General features: G+C 73.9%; 18 protein-coding genes. 7 read left to right on the top strand and 11 right to left on the bottom strand.

The window, feature by feature from the left end; all coding sequences use genetic code 11:
• The first annotated feature begins 66 nt into the window (after positions 1-66).
• Positions 67-1,182, top strand: coding sequence for a CapA family protein (locus GA0070614_RS17420; RefSeq protein WP_231933313.1), 1,116 nt, complete (start codon positions 67-69; stop codon positions 1,180-1,182).
• Positions 1,183-1,260: 78 nt separating this feature from the next.
• Here GA0070614_RS17420 and GA0070614_RS17415 read toward each other — a convergent pair whose 3' ends face one another.
• Together GA0070614_RS17415 and GA0070614_RS17410 are read right to left on the bottom strand one after the other, a co-directional pair.
• Positions 1,261-2,847: an ABC transporter permease gene (locus GA0070614_RS17415; RefSeq protein ID WP_088976952.1), complete on the bottom strand. Its 1,587-nt coding sequence runs from the start codon at positions 2,845-2,847 to the stop codon at positions 1,261-1,263.
• A complete protein-coding gene (locus tag GA0070614_RS17410) occupies positions 2,844-3,755 on the bottom strand; it encodes an ABC transporter ATP-binding protein (RefSeq protein ID WP_088976951.1) in 912 nt (303 codons plus the stop codon). Before GA0070614_RS17410 ends, GA0070614_RS17415 begins: the two co-directional genes overlap by 4 nt.
• 93 nt (positions 3,756-3,848) lie before the next feature.
• Here GA0070614_RS17410 and GA0070614_RS17405 point away from each other — a divergent pair, with 93 nt between their 5' ends.
• Complete coding sequence (locus tag GA0070614_RS17405; protein WP_088976950.1) at positions 3,849-4,337, top strand: GbsR/MarR family transcriptional regulator; 489 nt, start codon at positions 3,849-3,851, stop codon at positions 4,335-4,337.
• 86 nt (positions 4,338-4,423) lie between these two features.
• On the opposite strand, the gene GA0070614_RS17400 is transcribed toward GA0070614_RS17405, so the two are convergent.
• Positions 4,424-4,981: a response regulator gene (locus GA0070614_RS17400; protein WP_088976949.1), complete on the bottom strand. Its 558-nt coding sequence runs from the start codon at positions 4,979-4,981 to the stop codon at positions 4,424-4,426.
• Positions 4,978-9,345: a hybrid sensor histidine kinase/response regulator gene (locus GA0070614_RS17395; protein ID WP_088976948.1), complete on the bottom strand. Its 4,368-nt coding sequence runs from the start codon at positions 9,343-9,345 to the stop codon at positions 4,978-4,980. Before GA0070614_RS17395 ends, GA0070614_RS17400 begins: the two co-directional genes overlap by 4 nt.
• 348 nt (positions 9,346-9,693) lie before the next feature.
• Here GA0070614_RS17395 and GA0070614_RS17390 point away from each other — a divergent pair, with 348 nt between their 5' ends.
• Complete coding sequence (locus GA0070614_RS17390) at positions 9,694-11,763, top strand: SpoIIE family protein phosphatase (RefSeq protein WP_088976947.1); 2,070 nt, start codon at positions 9,694-9,696, stop codon at positions 11,761-11,763.
• Positions 11,764-11,820: 57 nt separating this feature from the next.
• The gene (locus GA0070614_RS17385; RefSeq protein WP_088976946.1) at positions 11,821-12,252 is read left to right on the top strand and encodes a hypothetical protein; all 432 of its coding nucleotides are present in this window, start codon (positions 11,821-11,823) and stop codon (positions 12,250-12,252) included.
• Between the two features lie 40 nt (positions 12,253-12,292).
• Here GA0070614_RS17385 and GA0070614_RS17380 read toward each other — a convergent pair whose 3' ends face one another.
• Positions 12,293-13,669, bottom strand: a complete 1,377-nt coding sequence (locus GA0070614_RS17380) for an FAD-binding oxidoreductase (protein WP_088979485.1) — start codon at positions 13,667-13,669, stop codon at positions 12,293-12,295.
• Positions 13,670-13,816: 147 nt separating this feature from the next.
• Here GA0070614_RS17380 and GA0070614_RS17375 point away from each other — a divergent pair, with 147 nt between their 5' ends.
• Complete coding sequence (locus tag GA0070614_RS17375) at positions 13,817-15,910, top strand: S9 family peptidase (RefSeq protein WP_088979484.1); 2,094 nt, start codon at positions 13,817-13,819, stop codon at positions 15,908-15,910.
• An 11-nt stretch (positions 15,911-15,921) separates the two neighbouring features.
• Complete coding sequence (locus tag GA0070614_RS17370; protein WP_088976945.1) at positions 15,922-16,125, top strand: hypothetical protein; 204 nt, start codon at positions 15,922-15,924, stop codon at positions 16,123-16,125.
• Here the strand turns inward: GA0070614_RS17370 and GA0070614_RS17365 are convergent, their stop codons facing one another.
• From GA0070614_RS17365 to GA0070614_RS17340, 6 genes are all read right to left on the bottom strand, one after another.
• Positions 16,126-18,243 (bottom strand): bifunctional polysaccharide deacetylase/glycosyltransferase family 2 protein, encoded by a 2,118-nt coding sequence (locus tag GA0070614_RS17365; protein ID WP_088976944.1) that lies wholly within the window; start codon positions 18,241-18,243, stop codon positions 16,126-16,128.
• A 2-nt stretch (positions 18,244-18,245) separates the two neighbouring features.
• The gene (locus tag GA0070614_RS17360; RefSeq protein WP_088976943.1) at positions 18,246-18,668 is read right to left on the bottom strand and encodes a hypothetical protein; all 423 of its coding nucleotides are present in this window, start codon (positions 18,666-18,668) and stop codon (positions 18,246-18,248) included.
• 115 nt (positions 18,669-18,783) lie between these two features.
• Positions 18,784-20,304, bottom strand: coding sequence for an FtsX-like permease family protein (locus GA0070614_RS17355; RefSeq protein WP_088976942.1), 1,521 nt, complete (start codon positions 20,302-20,304; stop codon positions 18,784-18,786).
• Entirely contained in the window at positions 20,301-21,002 is a 702-nt protein-coding gene (locus GA0070614_RS17350; protein ID WP_088976941.1) for an ABC transporter ATP-binding protein, read from the bottom strand. The genes GA0070614_RS17355 and GA0070614_RS17350 overlap by 4 nt, the downstream gene beginning before the upstream one ends.
• A complete protein-coding gene (locus GA0070614_RS17345; protein ID WP_088976940.1) occupies positions 20,999-21,535 on the bottom strand; it encodes a PadR family transcriptional regulator in 537 nt (178 codons plus the stop codon). Before GA0070614_RS17345 ends, GA0070614_RS17350 begins: the two co-directional genes overlap by 4 nt.
• Before the next feature lie 32 nt (positions 21,536-21,567).
• The gene (locus GA0070614_RS17340; protein ID WP_088976939.1) at positions 21,568-22,134 is read right to left on the bottom strand and encodes a TIGR03086 family metal-binding protein; all 567 of its coding nucleotides are present in this window, start codon (positions 22,132-22,134) and stop codon (positions 21,568-21,570) included.
• Positions 22,135-22,165: 31 nt separating this feature from the next.
• On the opposite strand from GA0070614_RS17340, the gene GA0070614_RS17335 reads away from it, so the two are divergent.
• Entirely contained in the window at positions 22,166-23,032 is an 867-nt protein-coding gene (locus tag GA0070614_RS17335; protein ID WP_088976938.1) for a helix-turn-helix domain-containing protein, read from the top strand.
• Positions 23,033-23,076: the final 44 nt, after the last annotated feature.

Raw genomic sequence — 23,076 nt, 5'->3', positions numbered from 1 at the left:
CCGCCACTGCCGACAATGCCTGAAATGAGGGCAAAAGTCAGTATTGCGGCAATTGTGGTTCTGCTCGTGACAGGCTGCACGGAGCAGAGCGGGGGCGTCGTGCTGCCCTCCGCCACCCCCCGCGCCGGGGCCAGCGCCCCGGCGCCGACGAACCGGCTCACCGTGGTGGCCGCCGGCGACCTGCTGGTCCACCCCGCGCTCACCGAGCAGGCCGCCGCCGACGCCCGGCAGGCGGGGCGCGGCGGCCACGACTTCACCCGGGTGCTCGCCGCGATCCGTCCGCGAGTCAGCGCCGCCGACCTGGCCATCTGTCACCTGGAGACACCGCTGGCTCCGCCGGAGGGCCCGTTCACCGGATGGCCCACCTTCAGCGTGCCTCCGGAACTGGCCGACGCGGCGGCCTGGGCCGGCTTCGACACCTGCTCCACGGCCTCGAACCATTCGCTGGACACGGGCATGGAGGGCATCACCCGTACGCTGGACAACCTGGACCGGGTCGGGCTGCGCCACACCGGCACGGCCCGCAGCGCGGCGGAGGCCGCCCGGCCGAACATCCTCGACGTGTCCGGCGTGAAGGTCGCGCAGCTGTCGTACACGCTGAGCTTCAACGACATCCCGCTGCCGGAGGGCCGGCCGTGGGCGGCGAACCTGATCGACCGGGACGCGATCCTCGCGGCGGCCCACCGGGCCCGTACGGCGGGCGCCGAGATCGTCATCCTCTCCATGCACTGGGGGACGGAGTACCAGCACGCCCCGAACGACGACCAGCAGGACCTGGCCCGCCAGCTGCTCGCCTCGCCGGACATCGACCTGATCGTCGGCCACCACGTGCACGTGGTGCAGCCGTTCGAGAAGGTCGGCGGGAAGTGGGTCGCCTACGGGATGGGCAACCTCACCACCCGGTTCGCCGACGGCTCACCGGAGAACACGCAGGACGCGGTGGTGCCCGAGTTCACCTTCACCCGCTCCGCGTCCGGAGCGTGGGAGGTGACCGGCGTGACGGTGCTGCCGACCTGGATGGAGTACCGGCCGGCCGCCCGGGTGGTCGACCTGGTCAGCGCCGCCAGGGACACCGGGCTGCCCGCCGCCAGGCGGGCGCACTACGCCGAGATCGAAGAGCGGATCAACGGGTACCTCGGCATGCGCGGCGCGTTCGAGGCCGGCCTGCGCCCGCTCTCCTGATGCCGCGCCGACACTCCCCGGCGCGCTTCCCTCGGTCCGAGGGCCGACGGACCCTCGGGCCGAGGTGGACGCGGATGGTCAGCTGGTGGGGACGTCGCGGTGGCGGAAGGCGGCGGTGCCGGTCGCCGCCAGGGCCACGGCGAGCGCGGTGAGGGTGATCAGGGGGGTGACGGTCCAGTCGTCACCCAGGACCTGCGGGGTGTGGCTGAACGGGGAGAGGTCCAGCAGCCACTGGCTCAGCTCCAACACCGCGCCGAGCTGGCCGAGCAGCACGCAGGCCGCGAGCGCTCCCCAGGCGACCGGGGCGAGCCGGGGCAGCACGCCGTACAGCAGCACCGCCAGGCCGGCCAGCACCCAGGCCGCCGGGACCTGCGCCAGGCCGACGCCGACCATCCGGGGCAGCTGACCGGGCACGTCGCCCACGCTGAGCCCGTAGGTCACCCCGACCGCGAACCCGGCCACCGCCAGCACCACCACCGGCCCGGCCAGGGCGAAGAGCAGGTGCGAGACGAGCCAGCGGGACCGGTGCACCGCCGTGGCGAGCAGCGGCTCGGCCCGCCCGGCGACCTCCTCCGCGCGCATCCGCAGCGCCGCCTGGATGCCGTACCCGGCGGCGGCCAGGCCGACGAAGCCCAGGGTGCCACCGAGGTACGCCTCGGCCAGCGCGGACGTGCCGCCGAGCCGGGCCAGGATCTCCTCCACCGCCGCGTTGCCCTGCACCGCCTCGCCGGCCGCCTCCGCCGCGCCGCCGAGGATCAGCCCGAGCAGGCCGAAGCCGACCGACCAGCCGACGAGCTGCCCCCGGTGCAGCCGCCAGGCCAGCCCGAACGGCCCGGCGAGGCCACCGTCGGCCGGCCCGAGCCGGGGCGGCAGCAGGCCGGCGCCGAGGTCCCGGCGCACCGACAACGGGTACGCCAGCGCGGCGAGCAGCACGCTCAGCAGCACCGGCAGCGCCAGCACCCACCAGCGCTCGCCCTCGTACGCGCGGATGCGTGGAGCCCAGCCCAGCGGGGAGAGCCAGCTCGCCCAGTCCCGGTCGGCGGTGTCGCCGACGAGGCGCAGCGCGAAGGCCACCCCGAGCGCCCCGACCGCGATGCCGCGCGCCCCGCCGGCGGTCTCGGTGAGCTGGGCGGCCACCCCGCCCACGGTGGCGAAGACCACGCCGGCCAGCGCGGCCGACAGCCCGTACGCCAGCGAGCCGGCCGCCGGCAGTCCGGTGGCGACCAGCCCGGCGGCGGTGAGCAGCCCGAGCAGCAGGTTCGCCGCGTACGTCACCAGCAGCGCGGCGGTCAGCCCGGCGTACCGGCCGAGGACGGTGGCGCCGAGCAGCTCCCGCCGGCCGGCCTCCTCCTCGGTCCGGGTGTGCCGGATGACGGTGAGCAGGCTGACCAGCCCGATGACCAGGGTGAGGAAGCCGCCGCGCTGGGCGGTCAGCGCGCCGATGCTGTCGCCGTACACCGGGCCGAGCAGGGCGACGATCGACGGGTTGCTCGCGGTGCCGGTGGCGTACGCGGCCCGCTGCGCCGCGTCGGGATACAGCTCGAAGAAGCTGGTGGCGTACGTCATCGGCAGCAGCGCCAGCAGCAGCACCCAGAGCGGCAGCAGGACGCGGTCCCGGCGCAGGATCAGCCGGACCAGGTGACGGGTGCCGGTGAGGGTGCTCATCGGGCCACCCCGGCCGGCTCGTCGGTGCTCGTCCCGTAGTGCCGCAGGAACAGCTCCTCCAGCGTCGGCGGCTGGCTGACCAGGCTGCGTACCCCGATCTCGGTGAGCCGGCGCAGCGCGGCGTCCAGCGCCGGGTTGTCCACGTCGAAGCGCACCCGGGCGCCCTCCACCCGTACGTCGTGCACGCCGGGCAGGTCGGCCAGGCCGTCCGGGGAGCCGACGATCTCGGCGTCGACCGAGGTGCGGTGCAGGTGGCGCAGCTCGGCCAGGGTGCCGGTCTCCACGTTCCGTCCGCTGCGGATGATGGTGACCCGGTCGCAGAGCGCCTCGACCTCGGCCAGGATGTGGCTGGAGAGCAGCACCGTGCGGCCGTCCCGCTTGGCCCGGCGTACCCACTGCTGGAAGACCTCCTCCATCAGCGGGTCCAGGCCGGAGGTGGGCTCGTCGAGGATGAGCAGTTCGACGTCGGAGGCGAGCGCGGCGACCAGGCCGACCTTCTGCCGGTTGCCCTTGGAGTAGGCGCGGCCCTTCTTGCGCGGGTCCAGCTCGAACGACTCCAGCAGCTCGGCCCGGCGCTTCGGGTCCAGCCCGCCGCGCAGCCGACCGAGCAGGTCGATCACCTCGCCGCCGGAGAGGTTGGGCCAGAGGGTGACGTCCCCGGGCACGTACGCCAGCCGGCGGTGCAGCGCGACGGCGTCGCGCCACGGGTCGCCGCCGAGGAGTCGGACGGCCCCCGCGTCCGCCCGCAGCAGCCCGAGCAGCACCCGGATGGTGGTGGACTTGCCCGAGCCGTTCGGGCCGAGGAAGCCGTGGACCTCGCCGGCGCGGACGCTCAGGTCGAGTCCGTCCAACGCCCGGGTCCGGCCGAACGTCTTGACGAGGCCGGCCACTTCGATGGGAGTTTCCATAGTTAGGAAGCTACACTCGCTTCACAAACTTGTGAAGACTGTGAGAGTCGGGGCACCATCGGGTACCCGACGCAGCCCGAGGAGCACGCACACATGGCCGACGACCGCAGCCCCGCCCGCAACGACGAGGACCTCCACCTCTTCGTCGAACGGATGGCGATGGCCTTCGCGGAGGTCGGCTTCCCCCGGATGGCGGCCCGGGTGCTCTTCACCGTGATGAGTGCCGACGAGCCGCTGACCGCGGCCGAGATCGGCGAACGGCTGGGGGTCAGCGCCGCCGCGATCTCCGGGGCGGTCCGCTACCTGACCCAGTGGGGGATGCTGCTCCGCGAGCCGGTCAAGGGATCCCGGCGGGACCGCTACCGGGTGCCGGACAACCCCTGGTACGAGGCGACGCTCACCAAGACCAACCTGTACAAGACCCTCATCGACATCGCCGACGACGGGGTGACGGCGCTGGACGGCCGGAGCACGCCCGCCGGGGAGCGGGTGGCCGAGATGCGCGACTTCTTCGTCTTCGTCCAGGAGGAGATCGACTCCATCGGCGAACGCTGGCGGGCCCGCCGCGCCGCCACCACCTGATCGCTCCGCACTTTCAGAGAAAGAGTGGCCATTCACGCGTGAATGGCCACTCTTTCTCTGAAAGTGTGCGGATCGTGAAGGGTGGGTCAGGGGGTGTTGCCCCAGCGGGCCTGCTCGAGCAACTCGACGGCCCGGTCGCGGGCCTCCAGGCTGTCGTCGGCGCGCAGCATCATGGTGGCCTCGTCCACCGCGTCGGTGAGCACCCGCCACTGGGCGTCCCGCTCCCGCACCACGTCGGACTGCGCGGCGAGCTGGCGGGTCTTCACCCACAGCTCCACGAAGACCGACACCTTCGCCCGCAGCACCCACGGGTCGAAGGGCTTGGTGAGGTAGTCGACCGCACCCACCGCGTAACCGCGCAGCGCGAGCTGCGCGTCCTTGTCGGCGGCGGTGAGGAAGATGATCGGCACGTGCCGGGTCCGCTCCCGCCGCTTGATGTGGCTGGCCGTCTCGAAGCCGTCCATGTCCGGCATCTGGGCGTCCAGCAGGATCACCGCGAAGTCCTCCACCAGCAGCTGCTTCAACGCCGCCTCGCCGCTCTCCACGGCGACCGACTGCACCGGGAGCCCCTGGAGGATGGCCTCCAGGGCCATCAGGTTCTCCCGCCGGTCGTCGACCAGCAGCGCCTTGGCCGTCTGCGTCACGAATTCTCCTCGCTTCGGCTGCCGCTGATCCAGGACGCCATCCGCTCGATCAGCTCGTCCAGGTCGACCGGCTTGGTGATGTAGTCACTGCCACCGGCCGCGAGCGCCGACTCGCGGTCGCCCGGCATCGCCTTCGCGGTCAGGAAGACGATCGGCAGGTCCGCGAAGCGGTGGTTGCGGCGGATCTGCCGGGTGGTCTCGTACCCGTCCTGGTCCGGCATCATCGCGTCCATCAACACGATGTCCACCTCCGGATGCTCGGCCAGCAGGCGGACACCGTCCGCCCCGTTGTCCGAGTACAACACGGTCATGCCGTGCAATTCCAATGCGGAGGTCAGCGCGAAGACGTTCCGGACGTCGTCGTCGACGATCAGCACGGTGGCGCCGTCGAGCTGCCGGGTCGCCGGGGCCTCCGGCCGGGGCAGCAGCTCCATCGGCGGCATCAGCAACGACGACGGCAGGCCCGCGCGCTGCGGCGACGGGGCCTGCGGCGCCACCACCGCGTCCGGCGCCAGCACATCGGGTACGAAGAGACTGAACGTCGAGCCCTGCCCGGGCGCGGACGTCACGGTGATCGCCCCGCCCAGCAGCCGGGCCAGGTCCCGGCTGATCGACAGGCCCAGCCCCGTCCCGCCGTACCGCCGGCTGGTGGTGCCGTCGGCCTGCTGGAACGCCTCGAAGATCAGCGACAGCTTGTCGTCGGAGATCCCGATGCCGGTGTCGATCACGGTGAACGCGATCACCTGCCGGGCGTTGGTCAGCGCCGGCACGTCGAAGACCGCGTCCTCCGGCGCCAGGCCGATCCGCAGCGTCACCCCGCCGTCGTCGGTGAACTTGATCGCGTTGGAGAGCAGGTTGCGCAGCACCTGCTGCAACCGCTGCGCGTCGGTGACCAGCGCCGGGGGCAGGTCCTTCGCCACCCGGACCTGGAAGTCCAGGCCCTTCTCCTCGGCCTGCGGGGCGAACGCCTGCTCGACGTAGCCCCGGATCTCGTCGAAGCGGACCTCGGTCGGCTCGACGTCCATCCGGCCCGCCTCGATCTTCGACAGGTCCAGGATGTCGTCGATCAGCGAGAGCAGGTCCGAGCCGGCGCTGTGGATCGTGCGGGCGAACTCGATCTGCTTCGGGCTCAGGTTCTGCTCCGAGTTCTCGGCGAGCAGGCGGGCCAGCAGCAGCAGCGAGTTCAGCGGCGTACGCAGCTCGTGGCTCATGTTCGCCAGGAACTCCGACTTGTACGCCGACGCCCGGGTGAGCTGCTGCGCCTTCTCCTCCAGGCCGAGCCGGGCCAGCTCGATCTCCCGGTTCTTGGTCTCGATGTTGCCCTTCTGCTCGCTGAGCAGCTTCGCCTTGTCCTCCAGCTCGGCGTTGGTGCGCTGCAACTCCGCCGACTGGTCCTGCAACTCCAGCGCCAGCCGCTGCGACTGGGCCAGCAGCTCCTCCGTACGCCGGTTGGCCTGGATGGTGTTGACCGCGACGCCGATGGTCAGCACCAGCCGCTCCAGGAAGGCCAGGTGCAGCTCGGAGAAGCGGGCCACGCTGGCGAACTCGATCACGCCGAGCAGCTCGCCCTCGAAGAGGACCGGCAGCACCACCAGGTCGGCCGGGGGCGTCTCGGCCAGCCCGGAGCGCAGCGTGAGCCGGCCGTCGGGCAGCGCGTTGACCCGGATCGTCCGGCGGGAGAGCGCGGCCTGACCGACCAGCCCCTCGCCGGGACCGAAGGTGACGTTGTGCCCCCGGGCCACGTACCCGTAGGAGGCGGTGAGCCGCAGCCGCATCACGCCCTCGGAGGTGTCGGCCAGGAAGAACGCGCCGAGCTGCGCGTCGACCAGCGGGGTCACCTCCATCATGATCATGCGGCAGACCTCGCCGAGGTCGCGCTGGCCCTGGAGCAGGCCACCGATGCGGGCCAGGTTGGAGTCGAGCCAGCCCTGCTCGGCGTTCTTCTTGGTCGTCTCCCGGAGGGTGACGATCATCTGGTTGATGTTGTCCTTCAGCTCGGCGACCTCGCCCTGCGCCTTGACCGCGATCCGCTGGGTCAGGTCACCGCGGGTCACCGCGGTGGACACCTGGGCGATCGCCCGCAGCTGGGTGGTGAGCGTCGAGGCGAGCTGGTTGACGTTCTCGGTGAGGTCACGCCAGGTGCCCGAGACGCCCTTCACCTGCGCCTGGCCGCCGAGCTTGCCCTCGATACCCACCTCGCGGGCCACCCGGGTCACCTCGTCGGCGAACGACGAGAGCTGGTCCACCATCGTGTTGACGGTGTTCTTCAGCTCCAGGATCTCGCCCTGCGCGTCGACGGTGATCTTCTGGCCCAGGTCGCCCTTCGCCACCGCCGTGGTCACCGAGGCGATGTTGCGCACCTGCGAGGTCAGGTTCGACGCCATCGAGTTCACGTTGTCGGTCAGGTCCCGCCAGGTGCCCGACACGCCCTTGACCTGCGCCTGACCACCCAGCTTGCCCTCGGTGCCCACCTCACGGGCCACCCGGGTCACCTCGTCGGCGAACGACGACAGCTGGTCCACCATCGTGTTCACCGTGGACTTCAGCTCCAGGATCTCGCCCCGGGCGTCCACCGTGATCTTCTGCGACAGGTCACCCTTCGCCACCGCCGTGGAGACCTGGGCGATGTTGCGCACCTGGGCGGTCAGGTTCGACGCCATCGAGTTCACGTTGTCGGTCAGGTCCCGCCAGGTGCCGGCCACCCCGCGTACCTGGGCCTGGCCGCCGAGCTTGCCCTCGGTGCCCACCTCACGGGCCACCCGGGTCACCTCGTCGGCGAACGACGACAGCTGATCCACCATCGTGTTCACCGTGGACTTCAGCTCCAGGATCTCGCCCCGGGCGTCCACCGTGATCTTCTGCGACAGGTCACCCTTCGCCACCGCCGTGGTCACCGAGGCGATGTTGCGCACCTGCGAGGTCAGGTTCGACGCCATCGAGTTCACGTTGTCGGTCAGGTCCCGCCACGTACCCGAGACGCCCTTGACCTGCGCCTGACCACCCAGCTTGCCCTCGGTGCCCACCTCACGGGCCACCCGGGTCACCTCGTCGGCGAACGACGAGAGCTGGTCCACCATCGTGTTGACGGTGTTCTTCAACTCCAGGATCTCGCCCTGCGCGTCGACGGTGATCTTCTGCGACAGGTCGCCCTTGGCGACCGCCGTGGACACCTGGGAGATGTTGCGGACCTGGCTGGTCAGGTTGCCGGCGAGCTGGTTGACGTTCTCCGTCAGGTCCCGCCAGGTGCCGGAGACCCCGCGCACCTGGGCCTGACCACCGAGCTTGCCCTCGATGCCCACCTCACGGGCCACCCGGGTCACCTCGTCGGCGAACGACGACAGCTGGTCCACCATCGTGTTGACGGTGTCCTTCAGCTCCAGGATCTCGCCCTGCGCCGCCACGGTGATCTTCTGGCTCAGGTCGCCCCGGGCCACCGCCGTGGAGACCTGGGCGATGTTGCGCACCTGGGCGGTCAGGTTCGACGCCATCGAGTTGACGCTGTCGGTCAGGTCCTTCCAGGTGCCGGCGACGTTCGGCACCTCCGCCTGACCACCGAGCTTGCCCTCGGTGCCCACCTCACGGGCCACCCGGGTCACCTGCTCGGCGAAGAGCCGCAGCGTGTCGGTGAGCGAGTTCATCGTGTCGGCCAGCTCGGCGACCTCGCCCCGGGCGCCCACCGTGATCTTCTGCGACAGGTCGCCCTTGGCCACCGCCGTCGCCACCTGGGAGATCGACCGCACCTGGCCGGTCAGGTTCGACGCCATGGTGTTGACCGAGTCGGTGAGGTCCTTCCAGGTGCCGGCGACGCCCCGGACGTCGGCCTGGCCGCCGAGCTTGCCCTCGGTGCCCACCTCGCGGGCCACCCGGGTCACCTCGTTGGAGAAGGACGAGAGCTGGTCGACCATCGTGTTGACCGTGCGGCCGATGCGCAGGTACTCACCGCGCAGCGGGCGACCGTCGATCTCCAGCGCCATGTGCTGGGAGAGGTCGCCGTCGGCCACCGCCACGATCACCCGGGCGATCTCCGTGGTGGGGCGGCCGAGGTCGTCGATGAGGGAGTTGATGGCCCGCTGGCCCTCCGCCCACGAGCCGTCGAAGCCCTCCTCGTCGAGACGCTCGGTGAGCCGGCCGTCCCGGCCCACGACCCGGCTGATCCGGCGCAGGTCGAGGTGCTGCCGCTCCTGGAGCGCCACCACGTCGTTGAAGGCGTCGGCGACCTCACCGGCCGCGCCCGCCCGGCGGGGCAGCCGCACCTTGAAGTCACCGCCGCGTACCCGGCGCAACGCCTCCGCCAGCTCGACGAACAGCGCATCGTTCTCGGTCGCGGACGGATCCGCGGTCACCGACTGTTTCGCGCTCATCATTCCTCGCTCAGCTCGGGGCCTCCCGGCGCGTCGACACGCCACCCATCCCATCATTGTGCCCACCGCCGTGTCGACGCCACGGACGCCGCGTCCGCCGCCCCACCTCGGGCGCGGCGCGGTCGGCGTGCGGCGGGCCCGGCAATGAACCGGACGCGCCGCCGCTCCGGGGGCGTCGCAGGCACGGAACGCCGCCGCCGACCTGCCCGTACCGGCACAGATCGGCACCCGGCGCGCGGGTACGCCCGAGGCGTCCCGGGCAGCGACGCGAGGGGGCCGCACCGGTCACCCACGGTGTCCGACGAGGCGGTCCGGCTTGGCACCCGGCCCGTGCCGGTGGAGGATACGAGGGTGTCGGCGGAGACGGGGCCCTCGTCGGACGGGGGCCGGGACGAGCACGTCCGTCGCATCCGCCTGCCCGCCGACCGGCGTACGCCCGCCGCCGCCCGCGCGCTGGTCCGCTCCGTGCTCACCGAGGCCGACCTCGACGAACTGCTCAACGAGGCGCTGCTGCTGACCACCGAACTCTCCACCAACGCGGTGGAGCACGCCCGCACCGAACTGGACATCGAGGTCGTCGCCGACCCGGTCGGGCTCACCGTCACCGTCACCGACTTCGCCGCCGGGCCGGTGGACGAGCTGGTGGTGGGCGTCCGCAACGACGTCGACGAGATCACCGAGGTCTCCGAGCGGGGCCGAGGGCTGCTGCTGGTCGACCACTTCGCCAGTCGCTGGGGCACCACGTACCTGCCCACCGGCAAGGGTGTCTGGTTCCGGCTGGACCGCCCCGGCGCGGTGAAGGAGGCGCCCGCCGCGCTGGACCAGGTGCCGGTCAACGGTGGGGACGGCACCGTCCCGGCGAGTTCCGCACCGAGCGCCGCCGCGATGAGCGAGCTGACCCAGACCAGCCCCGACCCGTACGCCGAGGACCCGCTGCCCGACTTCGCCGCCGACCTGCTGACCCGGGTCGCCGAGATGGTCGGCGCGGCCGGGGGCGTGGTCCGGCTGGACCGGGGCGACGGCCAGGGCACCCAGGTGCTCGCCCGCTACGGCCGCCAGCCCCGCCCCGGCAACGAACTGCTCCAGGTGCCGCTGGCCGTGCACCGCCCGTACGCCGGGGAGCTGGAGCTGGACGCCGCACCCTCGGCGTACGCCCGGCCGCTCGCGGTGCTCGCCGCGGAACGGCTCTCGCTGCACCTGGAGAACGACCGGCTGCGCCGGGCCGACATCCGTCGCCAGGCGTGGCTGACCTTCCTCGCCGAGGCGAGCGAACTGCTCGCCCAGTCGCTGGACGTCGAGCTGACCATGGCGTTGATCCCGCAGCTGGTGGTGCCCCGGCTGGGCCAGTGGTGCGCGGTGCACACCACCGACGAGTGGGGCCGGCTGCGGCTGGCCGCGTCCAGCCACGCCGACGAGTCGGTCCTGCCCCAGCTGCACAAGGTGCTCGAGGAGACCGGTCCGGAGTCGGTGCAGGCCCGGCTCAGGGAGGCGTCCCGCAGCGCCACCCAGGTCCCGCTGGGCCCGCCGCTGGAGGGTTTCGCCGTCCCGCTGATCGCCCGGGGGCAACGCCTCGGCACCCTGGCGGTCGGCCGGCACCTGCGACACCGGCACGACCCGGACGAGGTCGCCGTGCTGGAGGACGTGGCCCGCCGGGCCGCCCTCGCCATCGAGAACGCCCGGATCCACGCCGAGCGCCGCCGGGTGGCCCAGACCCTCCAGCAGTCGCTGCTGCCCCCGGTGCTGCCGGTCGTCGAGGGGATCGGCTTCGCCGCCGAGTACGTCCCGACCGGCGACGACGCCGAGGTCGGCGGCGACTTCTACGACGTGGTGCCGCTGCCGGACGGCCGCTGGCTGGTGGTCATCGGCGACGTCTCCGGCAAGGGCGTGCAGGCGGCGGCGGTGACCGGGCTGGTCCGGGACGTGATCCGGGTGCTGGTCGGCGACGGCAAGCCGCTGCCGGAGGCGCTGTCCCGGCTCAACGAGACGCTCGTCGAGCGGGGTGGCGGCCGGTACTGCACGCTGGCGCTCGCCGCCGTCGGGCCGGGTGAGCGCGGGCAGCTCGACGTCTCGCTGCACCTGGCCGGGCACGACCGTCCGGTGCTGCTGCGCGGCGGGGGCGGGGCCTCGTTCGTCGGGCTCGGCGGCACCGCGCTGGGGCTGCTCGACGCGATCACCTCGCCGACGGCGGAGGTGCCGCTCGCCCCCGGTGACTCGCTGGTCTTCTACACCGACGGGGTGACCGAGCGCCGGCGCGGCCGGGAGTTGTTCGGCGTCGACCGGCTGCGCGACGCCGCCGCCCCGCTGGCCGGGTACTCGGCCGACGTGGTCGCCGCCCGGCTGCGCGCGACCGCGATCAACTTCTCGGTGGAGACCCCGCGCGACGACATCGCCATCCTGGTCCTGCGCAACGACGCCCTCTGACCGGGCCACAGCGGTGGGGGCACCGCACGCCACCCCGCCCGGGGTACGGTGACGCCCATGTCGAGCGTCGTGGATGTCCGTGAGGAGCAGCGGCCACGGATCGGTGTCGTCCTGACCGCACACCTCGTGCTGGCCGGCGCGTTCGTCGCGCTGGTGACGGCCTTCCTCGGGCGGATGCTCGCCGAGGGGGTCGGCCCCGCCGACATGGTGACCGGGCAGTACGACCCGAAGGACATGGTGCCGTTCGGGGTGAGCGGCGCGAACCCGTTCACCTGGCTCTACCTGGCCGTCGGCCTGCTCTACCTGATCGGCTTCGTGCTCGGGCCGGCGCTCGCCGTGTACACCGGCGTGGTGCTGGCCCGCGGGTGGCGTCGGTACCCGCCGCGCGCCCGCCGGCTGCTGCTCACCGCCACGGTCGTCACCGTGGTGCTGACCGTGCTGCGGTTCACCCCGGCGCTGGACACCGTGCACCGCTGGTGGCTGGACTGAGCCCGACCGCGCCCGGCTCCCGCGCCGCCGGCACGACGGCTCAGAGGCCGCCCGGCAGCCGCCCCGGCGCCAGCCGACGGTGCGGGTCGAGGTGGTCCTTCGCCGCCCGGAGCCGGGGGATCACCGCCGCCTCGCCCCACACGTCGATCTGCCGCCGTACGGTCGGGGGCGCGGCGACCACCACGCACCGCCCCCGCCGGGCGAGCAGCACCCCGCGCACGGCGGCGAGGATCGAGGCGACCCGATCCCCGGGCAGCGTGCCGGGCAGGGCCGCGTGCAGCACGCCGAGGCCGGCGGAGCCGCGTACCGGCACGGGGGCGCCGGCCGCGTCGCGCAGCGCGTAGACGGCGGCGTGCAGGTCGGTGATCGGCACCTCGATACGCAACGCGGTGTCGCCCGGCCCGAACGGGTAGCTGCGCCACCAGGGCGGGGCGGCGTTGTCCACGGTCGCCTCGCCGTCGAAGAGCGCCACCAGCCGGTCGACCCGCTCCGCCACGTCCGCCGGGCCCCCCTCCAGCAGGACGGCCAGGGTGCCCGACCCGACCCGCGCCGACGCCTCCCGCCGCCCCGCCATGGACGGGTGGGCGGCGCGGGCCGCCGCGAGCGCCGGATCCATCGGCCGGGCCGGCCGGGTGCCGGTCGCCGGCAGGTCCAGTTCGATCGCGGCCGGGTCGAGCCGGGCGGCGAGCACCGCGCGGAGCAGGTCGTGCACCTCCAGCGGGGTCCACACCGGACGGCTCACCCAGATCCGGCTGGCCGGCACGGCCTGCGCCCGCACCGTGGCCGAGACGAGCACCCCCAGCCCACCCTGCGAGCCGCAGAGCAGTCGGCCCACGTCCAGCCCGACCGGCGCCGCCCCGGCGGACAGCTCGGCCGGCCCCACCCCGGCGCCGACCAGTTCGCCGTCGGCGTCCAGCCAGCGCAGGCCGACGAGCTGCTCGCAGGCGGTGCCGTGGCGGTGGCGCAGCGGGCCTGCCTCGTCGGCGGCGAGCACCCCGCCGAGGGTGGCGCCGGGCGAGGGCGGATCCAGCGGCAGCCGGCGGCCGGTGCGTTCGAGCACGGCCTGGACCGCGCGCAGCGGCGTGCCGGCTCCGATCTCGACCACCGGCGACCCGGCCGGCTGGTGGCCGATGCCGGCGAGCCGGCCGGTGTCCAGCATGATGTCGACCCGCGCCGGGGTGGCCCCCCAGTCGATCTTCGTGCCGGCGCCCCGGGCCACCACGGTCAGGTCGTGCCGGGCCGCCAGCCGCAGCACCTCGGCCGTCGCCTGCGGGCCGCCGGGGACGGCGACCCAGCGGGCGGCCCGCCCGGCCACCTCGTCGGCCGCCCCCGCGAAGCGGGCGAAGGACGGGCCGCAGATCGAGGCCAACCGTCGGGTGATCTCCGCTGCACCGGTGGAACGCGCTGCTGCCGCCATGGCGGTCATCGTACACATGTTCGAACAACGCGTCGGCACGTCGCGTGAAGAGGAAACACCGTGAGCGGCACCGGCCGGTAACGTGACGCCGTGACCACCGAATCCCCCGACAACTCCAACTCGGCGCGTCTGACGCCGCGCCCCGACCTGGAGCCGTCGCCCGCGCCCGTCGCCAAGCGGGTGCCCGCCGAGCGCACCCACCACGGCGACACCGTCGTCGACGAGTACGCCTGGCTGGCCGCCAAGGACGACCCGGAGACCATCGCCCACCTGACCGCCGAGAACGCGTACACCGAGGCCCGCACCGCGCACCTGGAAGGGCTGCGCGCGGTGCTGTTCGAGGAGACCCGCCGGCGTACCCAGGAGACCGACCTGACGGTGCCCACCCGCAAGGGCGGGTACTGGTACTACACCCGCACGGTCGAGGGCCAGCAGTACGGCGTGCACTGCCGCCGGGCGGTCCGCGACGGCGAGACCACCCCACCGGTCAGCGCCGACGGCGCGCCGCTGGACGGCGAGGAGGTGCTGCTCGACGGCAACCTGCTCGCCGAGGGGCACGACTTCTTCGCCCTCGGCGCGTTCGACGTCAGCCCCGACGGGCGCTGGCTGGCGTACTCGACGGACTTCAGCGGCGACGAGCGGTTCACCCTGCGGATCAAGGACCTCAGCACCGGTGAGCTGCTCGCCGACGAGGTGCCCGACACCTTCTACGGCACCGCCTGGTCCACCGACGCCTCGGTGCTCTTCTACGTCACGGTGGACGAGGCGTGGCGGCCGAACCGGGTGTGGCGGCACGTCGTCGGCACCCCGTCGGGCGAGGACGTGGTGGTCCACCAGGAGGACGACGAGCGGTTCTGGGTCGGCGTCGAGCTGACCCGCTCCGAGCGCTTCGTGGTCGTCGACATCCACAGCAAGGTCACCAGCGAGGTCCGGGTGATCCCGGCGGGCAACCCGACCGGCGAGCCGGCCGTCGTCGCCCCGCGCCGGCAGGGTGTGGAGTACTCGCTGGAGCACCACGGCCACCGCTTCCTGATCCTGCACAACGACGGCGCGGAGGACTTCGCGCTGGCCTGGACGTCGGCGGACGCCCCGGGCGACTGGGTGCCGCTGATCGCGCACTCCCCCGGCACCCGGCTGGAGGCGGTCGACGCGTTCGAGAACCACCTCGTCGTCTCGCTGCGCGCCAACGGCCTGACCGGGCTGCGGGTCCTGCCGATCGGTGGCGGCGACGAGTGGGACATCGACTTCCCCGAGCCGATCTACAGCGTCGGGCTGGACGCCAACCCGGAGTACCGCACCCGGGAGATCCGGCTGCGCTACACCTCGCTGGTCACCCCCGACTCGGTGTACGACTACGACCTCGTCACCCGGCAGATGGTGCTGCGCCGGCAGAAGCCGGTCCGTCCCGGCCCGGACGGCCGGGCGTACGACCCCGCCGACTACGAGCAGCACCGCGACTGGGCGCTCGCCGACGACGGCACCCGGGTGCCGATCTCGCTGGTCTGCCGGAAGGACACCCCGCGCGACGGCTCCGCGCCGTGCGTCATCTACGGCTACGGCTCGTACGAGGCGAGCATGGACCCGTGGTTCTCGATCGCCCGGCTCAGCCTGCTCGACCGGGGTGTCATCTTCGCCGTGGCGCACATCCGGGGCGGCGGTGAGCTGGGCCGCCGCTGGTACGACGAGGGCAAGCTGCTGGCCAAGAAGAACACCTTCACCGACTTCGTGGCCTGCGCCCGGCACCTGGTCAAGGCCGGCTGGACGGCGAGCGACCGGCTGGTCGCCCGGGGCGCCTCGGCCGGCGGGCTGCTGATGGGCGCGGTCGCCAACCTCGCCCCGGACGCCTTCCGCGGGATCGTCGCGCAGGTGCCCTTCGTGGACGCGCTCACCTCGATCCTCGACCCGTCGCTGCCGCTGACGGTCACCGAGTGGGAGGAGTGGGGCAACCCGCTCGCCGACCCGGAGGTGTACGCGTACATGAAGTCGTACACCCCGTACGAGAACGTGGCCCCCGTCGACTACCCGGCGATCCTCGCGGTGACCAGCCTCAACGACACCCGGGTGCTCTACCACGAGCCGGCCAAGTGGATCGCCCGGCTGCGCGCGCTGGCCCCGCAGGGCGACTACCTGCTCAAGACCGAGATGGGCGCCGGGCACGGCGGCCCGAGCGGCCGGTACGACGCCTGGCGCGAGGAGGCGTTCATCAACGCCTGGATCCTGGACCGGCTGGGCCGCGCCTGACCGGCGACGGGATGACCGACGCGCACGAGGACCGGGCGGCCGGCGAGCCGCCCGGTCCCGACGTACCCACGGCGGGAGCGGAACCGGGGGCGGCCCGGCGGGGGCCGGCCTGGCTGGTCCTCGGCGTGGTCGCCGCCGCCCTGCTGGTCTGCTGCTGCTCGACCGTGGTCGGGCTGGCCCTGGCCTGGTCGGCCGGGCTGTTCGACACCGGCTGATCAGGCCGGCGGGCGGGCGTCCACGAGGGCCGCCACCTCACCGGTGCGGACCATCCGCTGCCAGCGCAGCCGGTTGCCGATCACCGCGGTGACCGCCGACTGCACCACCACCAGGTACATCACCTGCCGGTAGACGAGCTGCTGCAACGGCAGCGACCAGAGCGGGCCGTAGCGTTCGCCGTCCAGCCGCAGGGCGTACGCGGCGGTCAGCCCCTGGAGCAGGAGCAGCCCCACCCAGGCCAGCACGAGCGTCGACCAGGGCAGGAAGACCAGCCCGTAGACGGCGTACACGTCGACCGCCGGGGCGGCCAGCGGCAGCACGATCTGGAACACCGTCAGGTACGGCAGGCCGCGCCGGCCGAGCCTGCCGCCGGCCCCCGGCTCGCGCAGCGCGTGCCGGTGCTTCCACATCGCCTGCATGGTGCCGTAGCACCAGCGGTACCGCTGCCGCCAGAGCTGCCGCAGCGACGACGGCGCCTCGGTCCAGGCGATCGCGCCCTCCTCGTACACCACCCGCCAGCCGGCCCGGAGCACCTTCATGGTCAGGTCGGTGTCCTCGGCGAGGGTGTCCGATGGCACGCCGCCGACGGCGAGCAGCACCTCCCGGCGGAACGCGCCGATCGCGCCGGGGATGGTCGGCATGCACTCCAGCACGTCGTACATCCGGCGGTCCAGGTTGAAGCCGATCACGTACTCCAGGTGCTGCCAGCGGCCGAGCAGCCGGCGCCGGTTGGCGACCTTGGTGTTGCCGGAGATCGCGCCGACCGTCGGGTCGGCGAAGCCCTGCACCAGCCGGTGCACGGTGTCCGGCTGGAAGACGGTGTCCCCGTCGACAAGCACGAGCAGGTTCGCCCGGGCGGCCCGGATGCCGGTGTTGAGCGCGGCCGGCTTGCCGGCGTTGGCCTGGCGGACGACCCGTACCCCGCGCAGCCCCATCCGCTCCACGATGTCGGCGGTGCCGTCGCTGGAGCCGTCGTCCACCACGATCACCTCCAGCGCCGGGTACGCGCTGGCCACCAGCGACCGGACGGTCGCGGCGATGTTCGCGGCCTCGTTGTACGCGGGCACGATCACCGAGACCGGCGCGTCGACCACCCGGCGCGGCCCGTGCGGGCGGCGGACCCGGCGCACGTGCCGTTGCGCGCAGGCGACCTGTACGGCCAGCCGGGCGATGCCGAGCACCAGCGCGACGGTGAGCAGCACGTCCATGCCGGTGGCGGCCCACCGCGCCCCGGTCTGGGTGGCGCGCAGCGCGTACCCGCCGAGCCGGGTGCCGGTCGACGCGGGGACGGTCGACGGCGGGGCGTCGATGCCCTCGGAGATCCCGGTGAACCGGTAGTCCCGCGCCGACAGCCGGGTGAGGAGCTGGTCCAGGGCGGCGACGGTCTGGCTCCGGTCCCCGCCGCCGTCGTGCAGGAGCACCACCGCGCCCCGGCCGTCCTCCGGGGTGGCGGCCCGGACGATCGCCGGTACGCCGAGACGCTGCCAGTCCTTGGTGTCGAGGTCGGCGAGGACGGCCACGTGGCCGGTGCCGGCGGCGCGGCGCAGCGCGTCGTACAGGGCGGTGTCGAGGGTGTCGGTGGTGGACGAGTAGGGGGCCCGCAGCAGGGTCACCTCGCGTCCGGTGGCCGCGGCGATCGCCTTGCGGGTCAGCGACAGCTCCAGCTCGGCCCGCCACGGGGAGATCGTGCCCAGGTCGGCGTGGGTGTACGTGTGCGAGCCCAGCTCGTGTCCCTCGTCGAGGATCCGCCGGACCAGCTCCGGGTGGTCGTTGACCCGGGAGCCGACCACGAAGAAGGTGGCGTGCGCGCGGTGCCGGCGCAGCACGTCGAGCACCTGCGGCGTCCACCGCGGATCCGGCCCGTCGTCGAAGGTCAGCGCGACGGTCCGGTCCGGCATCCGCCGGCTGACCGGCTCGGGTCGGTCCAGCCGCAGCACCGGGCCGGCGGCGGTGGCCTGCTCGGGCGCCGGCTCGGCCGGGGCGGCGGACGGGCCGGAGCCGCCGTCGATCCCGGTGACCATGCCGTTGACGGTCAGCGCGGCGAGCAGCAGGAGCAGGCCGAGCAGCAGGAGCACCCAGTGGGCCCGTGGGTCGCGGCGGGCGACGTGTCGCGCCATGGTCAGCGGGGCTTGCCCGGGGTGCGGCTGGGCTTGATCGTCCGGCGCTCGTCGCCCTGGCCGGGGACGGTGTCGGTGGCCGGCGGCGGGGCGACGGTCGGCGCGGCGGGGGCCGGCGCGGTCGTCCGGGTGGCCGTGGGTGACGGGACGGCGGTGCCGGTCACCGGCGTGGGGCGCGCCGTCGGGCCGGCCGGCCGGCCGAACTCGTCGGGCCCGTCGATGCCCGCCTCGGCCGGTGGCCGCGCCTTGGGGTCGGTCCAGCCGGGCAGCGGGACGCTGGTGTCCCCGAACAGCCCGGCCAGGATGAGGCCGAGGCTGGTGAGCAGCCCGAGGCCCATCGCGGTGCCGGCGACGACGGTGATCCGGCGCCGCCGGCCGGTCCGGTCGACGAACACCGGCGGGGCGCCGCCCGGCTGGTTGTGCATCTGGTGATCTCCCGATCGCCGTGCTGCCGCCGCCCGGGAACGTGCACCCCGGGGGCGGGGCCCACTGGCGGGCCTCCGCAGTGCTCAGCGACGTCCCACCACGGACCGTTACGTCTCAGCCGGCCCGCAGTTCCTCCACCGCCGTGCTGGCGCGCAGGAAGAGCAGACCGACGCCGACCGTCACCAGCACCGCGGCCAGGGCGCCGGCACCGAACCCGGCCAGCTGCGCCAGCGGTACGTCGGGCGTCACGCTCACCTCGGGCACCCACTCGGTACGGACGTACGCCGCCCGGGTGGCCGGGTCGTCACAGAGCGCGCCGGCGTCGCAGACCTCCTGGGCGTACCCGCTCTGCCGGCTGCCGCCTCCGGTGACCGCCCGGCCGAGCAGCAGGCCGACGGTGAGCGCGACGGCCACCGCCGGCACCGCCGGGGCGAACGCCTGCCAGGCGATGGAGCGGCCGATGGTGGCCCGGGGCACCCCGGTGGCGACCAGGGCCGCGTACGCGCGCCGCCGGGCGGCGATCTGCTCGACCAGTGCGACGACCAGCCCGCCACCGGCGATCAGCAGGGCCACTCCGACGGCCAGGTCGACCAGGTCGAGGGTGCCGAGGTAGAAGTCGTCGTCGCCGGCGATGCCGGCACCGGTGCGCCGGCGCACCTCCAGCTCGGCGCTGATGCCGGCCCGCACAGCGGCCGCGCCACCGCCGACGATCACGGCGGCGAGCAGCGCGGCGAAGGTACGGCTGCCGGCCCACGGGTCGACGGTCAGCCGGCGGGCCGCCAGCAGCGTGTCGGGCCGCCGGGCGGACCGGTGCAGCAGCCGGCCGGCGGTGTACGACAACCACCCGGTCCCGACGACCACCCCGACCGTCGCGGCCAGCCCGCCGAGGAGCAGCAGTGCCGGGAGCAGCAGCGCGGGTTGGTCCTGCTGGCGGTCCCGGTACCAGTCCTGCACCGGGCCGATGGCGGCGACCGCGGCCAGCCCGCCCGCGATGAGCAGGCCGGCCCAGGGTCCGGGTGGGCGTTCCCGGGCGGCCCGGCGCACCACGCCGAACGGGGTGGTGCTCACCCGGCGCAGCAGCAGGGCGCTGGCCAGCGCGGCGACCAGCGGCAGCCCGAGCACCACCGCGAGGATCGCCGGCGTCGACGGCAGCACGTCGGTGGGCAGCGGCAGCCGCCCCCGCGCGTCCGGCCGGTCCAGCAGTGCCCGGCCGCCGAGGTACGCCGTCAGGCCGAGCAGCGTGCCGAGCAGCCCGGCCAGTCCGGTCTCCACGATCGCGATCCGGGTCACCTGCCCGGGGGTGGCCCCGGCCAGCCGGAGTGCGGCGAGCCGGCGGTCCCGCGCCGGGGCGCCGAGTCGGGCGCACTGCCCTGCCAGCGCCAGCACCGGAATGGTGAGCAGCAGCAGCGCCACGGCGGTCCCGCCGCGTAGCCCCGGCTCGCGGAGCAGGGCGCTGACGTACTGCTCCGACCGGGCGTGCGGGTCGCCGCCGGGCGGGGTGGGGATGGCCAGCACGGTCAGCGCGGCCAGCCCGGCGAGGGTGGCCAACACGGCGCTGAGCGTGGTCAGCACCACCCGTACGACGTCGGTCCGGCTGCCGGCCAGGGCGAGCCGGAGCAGGGTGGCCGGTCTCACCGACGCTCTCCGGCGAACGGCCGGTCCAACCCCAGCCCGGTGGTGTCCACGACGCCGTCGCGGAGCATCACCTCCCGGTCGGCGTACGCGGCGATCCGGGGTTCGTGGGTGACCAGCACGACGCTGGTGCGCTGCTGCCGGGCGAGCCGGACCAGCTGGGTGAGGACCTGTTCGCCGGTGAGCGTGTCCAGCGCGCCGGTCGGCTCGTCGGCGAAGAGCACCCGGGGCTCGGTGACCAGGGCCCGGGCCAGGGCGCACCGCTGCTGCTGCCCGCCGGACATCGCACCGGGCCGGACGTCGGCGACGTCGGCCACGTCGAGCCGTTCCAGCCAGCCGAGCGCCGCCGCCCGCGCTTCTCGCCGCCCCGTGCCGGCGAGAAGCAGCGGGAGCGCGACGTTCTCCGCCGCGGTCAGCTCCGCGACGAGCTGACCGAACTGGAACAGCACCCCGAACTCGGTGCGTCGCAGCTTCGACCGGGCCGCCTCGGACCAGCTGTCGATCCGCTCGCCCCGCCAGGTCACCTGCCCGGCGTCGGGACGCAGGATCCCGGCGAGGCAGTGCAGCAGGGTCGACTTGCCGCAGCCGCTGGGGCCGGTGACGGCGACGATCTCCCCCTCGGCGACGTCCAGGGTGACCCCGCGCAGGGCGGGTGTCGGGCCGTACGCCTTCACCACGCCACGGGCCGCGAGTTGCGTCACGGGTGCACCTCCCGGTGCCAGTCGGCGACGCGGTCCAGGGTGGTCCGCAGCCACCTCAGGTCGGCGTCGAGGTGGACGATGGCGTAGTCGGCCGCGACCACGTCGTCGAGGGTGGCCGTCGGCGCCGTCTTGGTGGCGGTCAGCTCGCGCAGCCGGTCGGTGTGCGCCCGCGCCTGGGCGACCAGGTACGCCCGGGCGGTGTCCACGTCGGCGACCAGCAGCGCCACCACGACCTTGGTGAACAGGGTGCTGGTCACGTACGGCGCGGGTGGCTCGACAGCGGCGAGCCAGGCGTCGAGTTCCTCCCGGCCCCGGCCGGTGAGCGCGTAGGCGGTCCGGTCGGGGCCGGACTCGCGCTCCTGGCCGGTGGCCACCACCAGCCCGTCCCGGGCCAGCCGGCCGAGGGTCGCGTAGACCTGCCCGAAGGCCAGCGGCCGGGCCCGGGGCAGCCGGGTGTCGTGGGCACGCTTCAGGTCGTACCCGTGCCGGTTGCCGGCGGCGAGCAGCCCGAGCAGGACGTGCGTCGTGGACACACGACCACTATTCATTCAGTGAATAGCCGTCGTCAAGCCCGCCAGTCCGGATCCCGCCCGGCCCGCCCCAGCAGCCGGTCCAGTTCGGTGCAGCCGGGTCCGGTCGCCACCTCCGGTCCGAACGCGCCCATCTGCCGGCCCATCGGCCCCATCTCGTCCATGAACCGGTGCCCCGCCGCCACCACCTCGACCGCCGGCCGGTACGGCAGGCCGGTGGCCCGGGCCAGGTCCCAGCCGTGCACCGTCAGGTCGATCAGCCCCATCAGGCCGACGGTCGACTGCGGCAGCCCCATGCCGGGCGAGACGCCCTCCTCGGCCACCGGGTCGGCCCACGCCTCGACCAGGCGGTCGACCTCGGCGGCGAACCCGTCACGCCATCCCGGCGTCAGGCGGTCGGTCTTCGCCGACCAGTCCACCTCCCGCCGCGCCGCGAGGGTCTGGAAGTTGACCACCACGTCGTACAGGTGGCCGAGCAACTGGCGGACGGTGTAGTCGGGGCAGGGCGTGGGCAGGTCGAGCTGGTCGTCGGCGATCGCGCGGACCACGGCGACGGTCCGGGGCCCGGCGACGGCCAGCAGGTCGCTAGTCTTCGTTGCCATAGGGCCAGCGTATGAAGGTGGTCTTGAACGAATGCGACAGCCACGCGGCGACCACCGAGGCATCCTCGACCCGGCCCGGCTGCGGCGTGAGCTGCGCTTCCGGCGGCACCTGCCGGCGCCGCCGCTGCGCGACCTGGTCGAGCACTACTGGCTGATCGACTGGGAGCTGACCGCGCCCTTCACGCAGCGGGTCGTGCCGCACCCGGCGGTCAACGTGGTGTTCGGGCAGGCCGACGGCGGTCCGGAGAGCGCCGAGATCGCCGGCGTCGGGCGGACGCTCTTCACCGTCACGCTGACCGGTGTCGGGCGGATCAGCGGCATCCAGTTCCGGCCCGGCGGCTTCCGGCCGTTCCTGCGGCGCGCGGTGGCCGAGCTGACCGGCCGCCGTGTCCCGCTCGCCGAGGTGCCCGAGGCCGCCCGCGCCGCCGGCCTGCCGGACCACCCCGACGCCGTCGCCGGTGGGACGCCCGCACCGGCCGCCGGGTCCGTCGCCCCGCCGGCTCGCTGCGCGGGTACGGACGCCGAGCGCTGCCAGGCCCTGGACGCCTTCCTCACCGCCTGGTCGCCGCGGCCCGACCCGGCGAGCGCCGAGGCGATGGCGCTGGCGGCGGAGATCCGCGCCGACCGGAGCGTCCGGCGGGTGGACGACTTCGCCCGCCGGCACGGCGTCCCGGTCCGACGGTTGCAACGGCTCTTCCTGGAGCACGTCGGGGTCGGTCCGAAGTGGGTGATCCGGCGCTACCGGCTCCAGGAGGCGATCGAGCTGGCCGCGACCGGGCCGCCCGACTGGTCCGCCCTCGCCGCCGACCTGGGTTACAGCGACCAGTCGCACCTGATCCGGGAATTCACCACGGTCACCGGCGTCTCCCCCGCCGCGTACGCCCGCTCACTGCACTGACCGAGCGTGGACCATCTCCACCGCTCTCCCCGGCCACGTCCCGC

The sequence above is a fragment of the Micromonospora coxensis genome, from assembly GCF_900090295.1.
GTDB lineage: Bacteria > Actinomycetota > Actinomycetes > Mycobacteriales > Micromonosporaceae > Micromonospora > Micromonospora coxensis.
Note: the sequence above shows the minus strand (reverse complement) of the source record. Positions and strands in the feature narration are given on the sequence as shown.

What these genes read in the sequence shown, in the direction of transcription:
- GA0070614_RS17415 (WP_088976952.1), bottom strand. Translation starts at nt 2,847, where the DNA reads ATGAGCACCCTCACCGGCACCCGTCACCTGGTCCGGCTGATCCTGCGC.
- GA0070614_RS17410 (WP_088976951.1), bottom strand. Translation starts at nt 3,755, where the DNA reads ATGGAAACTCCCATCGAAGTGGCCGGCCTCGTCAAGACGTTCGGCCGG.
- GA0070614_RS17405 (WP_088976950.1), top strand. Translation starts at nt 3,849, where the DNA reads ATGGCCGACGACCGCAGCCCCGCCCGCAACGACGAGGACCTCCACCTC.
- GA0070614_RS17395 (WP_088976948.1), bottom strand. Translation starts at nt 9,345, where the DNA reads ATGATGAGCGCGAAACAGTCGGTGACCGCGGATCCGTCCGCGACCGAG.
- GA0070614_RS17385 (WP_088976946.1), top strand. Translation starts at nt 11,821, where the DNA reads ATGTCGAGCGTCGTGGATGTCCGTGAGGAGCAGCGGCCACGGATCGGT.
- GA0070614_RS17380 (WP_088979485.1), bottom strand. Translation starts at nt 13,669, where the DNA reads ATGGCGGCAGCAGCGCGTTCCACCGGTGCAGCGGAGATCACCCGACGG.
- GA0070614_RS17370 (WP_088976945.1), top strand. Translation starts at nt 15,922, where the DNA reads ATGACCGACGCGCACGAGGACCGGGCGGCCGGCGAGCCGCCCGGTCCC.
- GA0070614_RS17365 (WP_088976944.1), bottom strand. Translation starts at nt 18,243, where the DNA reads ATGGCGCGACACGTCGCCCGCCGCGACCCACGGGCCCACTGGGTGCTC.
- GA0070614_RS17360 (WP_088976943.1), bottom strand. Translation starts at nt 18,668, where the DNA reads ATGCACAACCAGCCGGGCGGCGCCCCGCCGGTGTTCGTCGACCGGACC.
- GA0070614_RS17340 (WP_088976939.1), bottom strand. Translation starts at nt 22,134, where the DNA reads ATGGCAACGAAGACTAGCGACCTGCTGGCCGTCGCCGGGCCCCGGACC.
- GA0070614_RS17335 (WP_088976938.1), top strand. Translation starts at nt 22,166, where the DNA reads ATGCGACAGCCACGCGGCGACCACCGAGGCATCCTCGACCCGGCCCGG.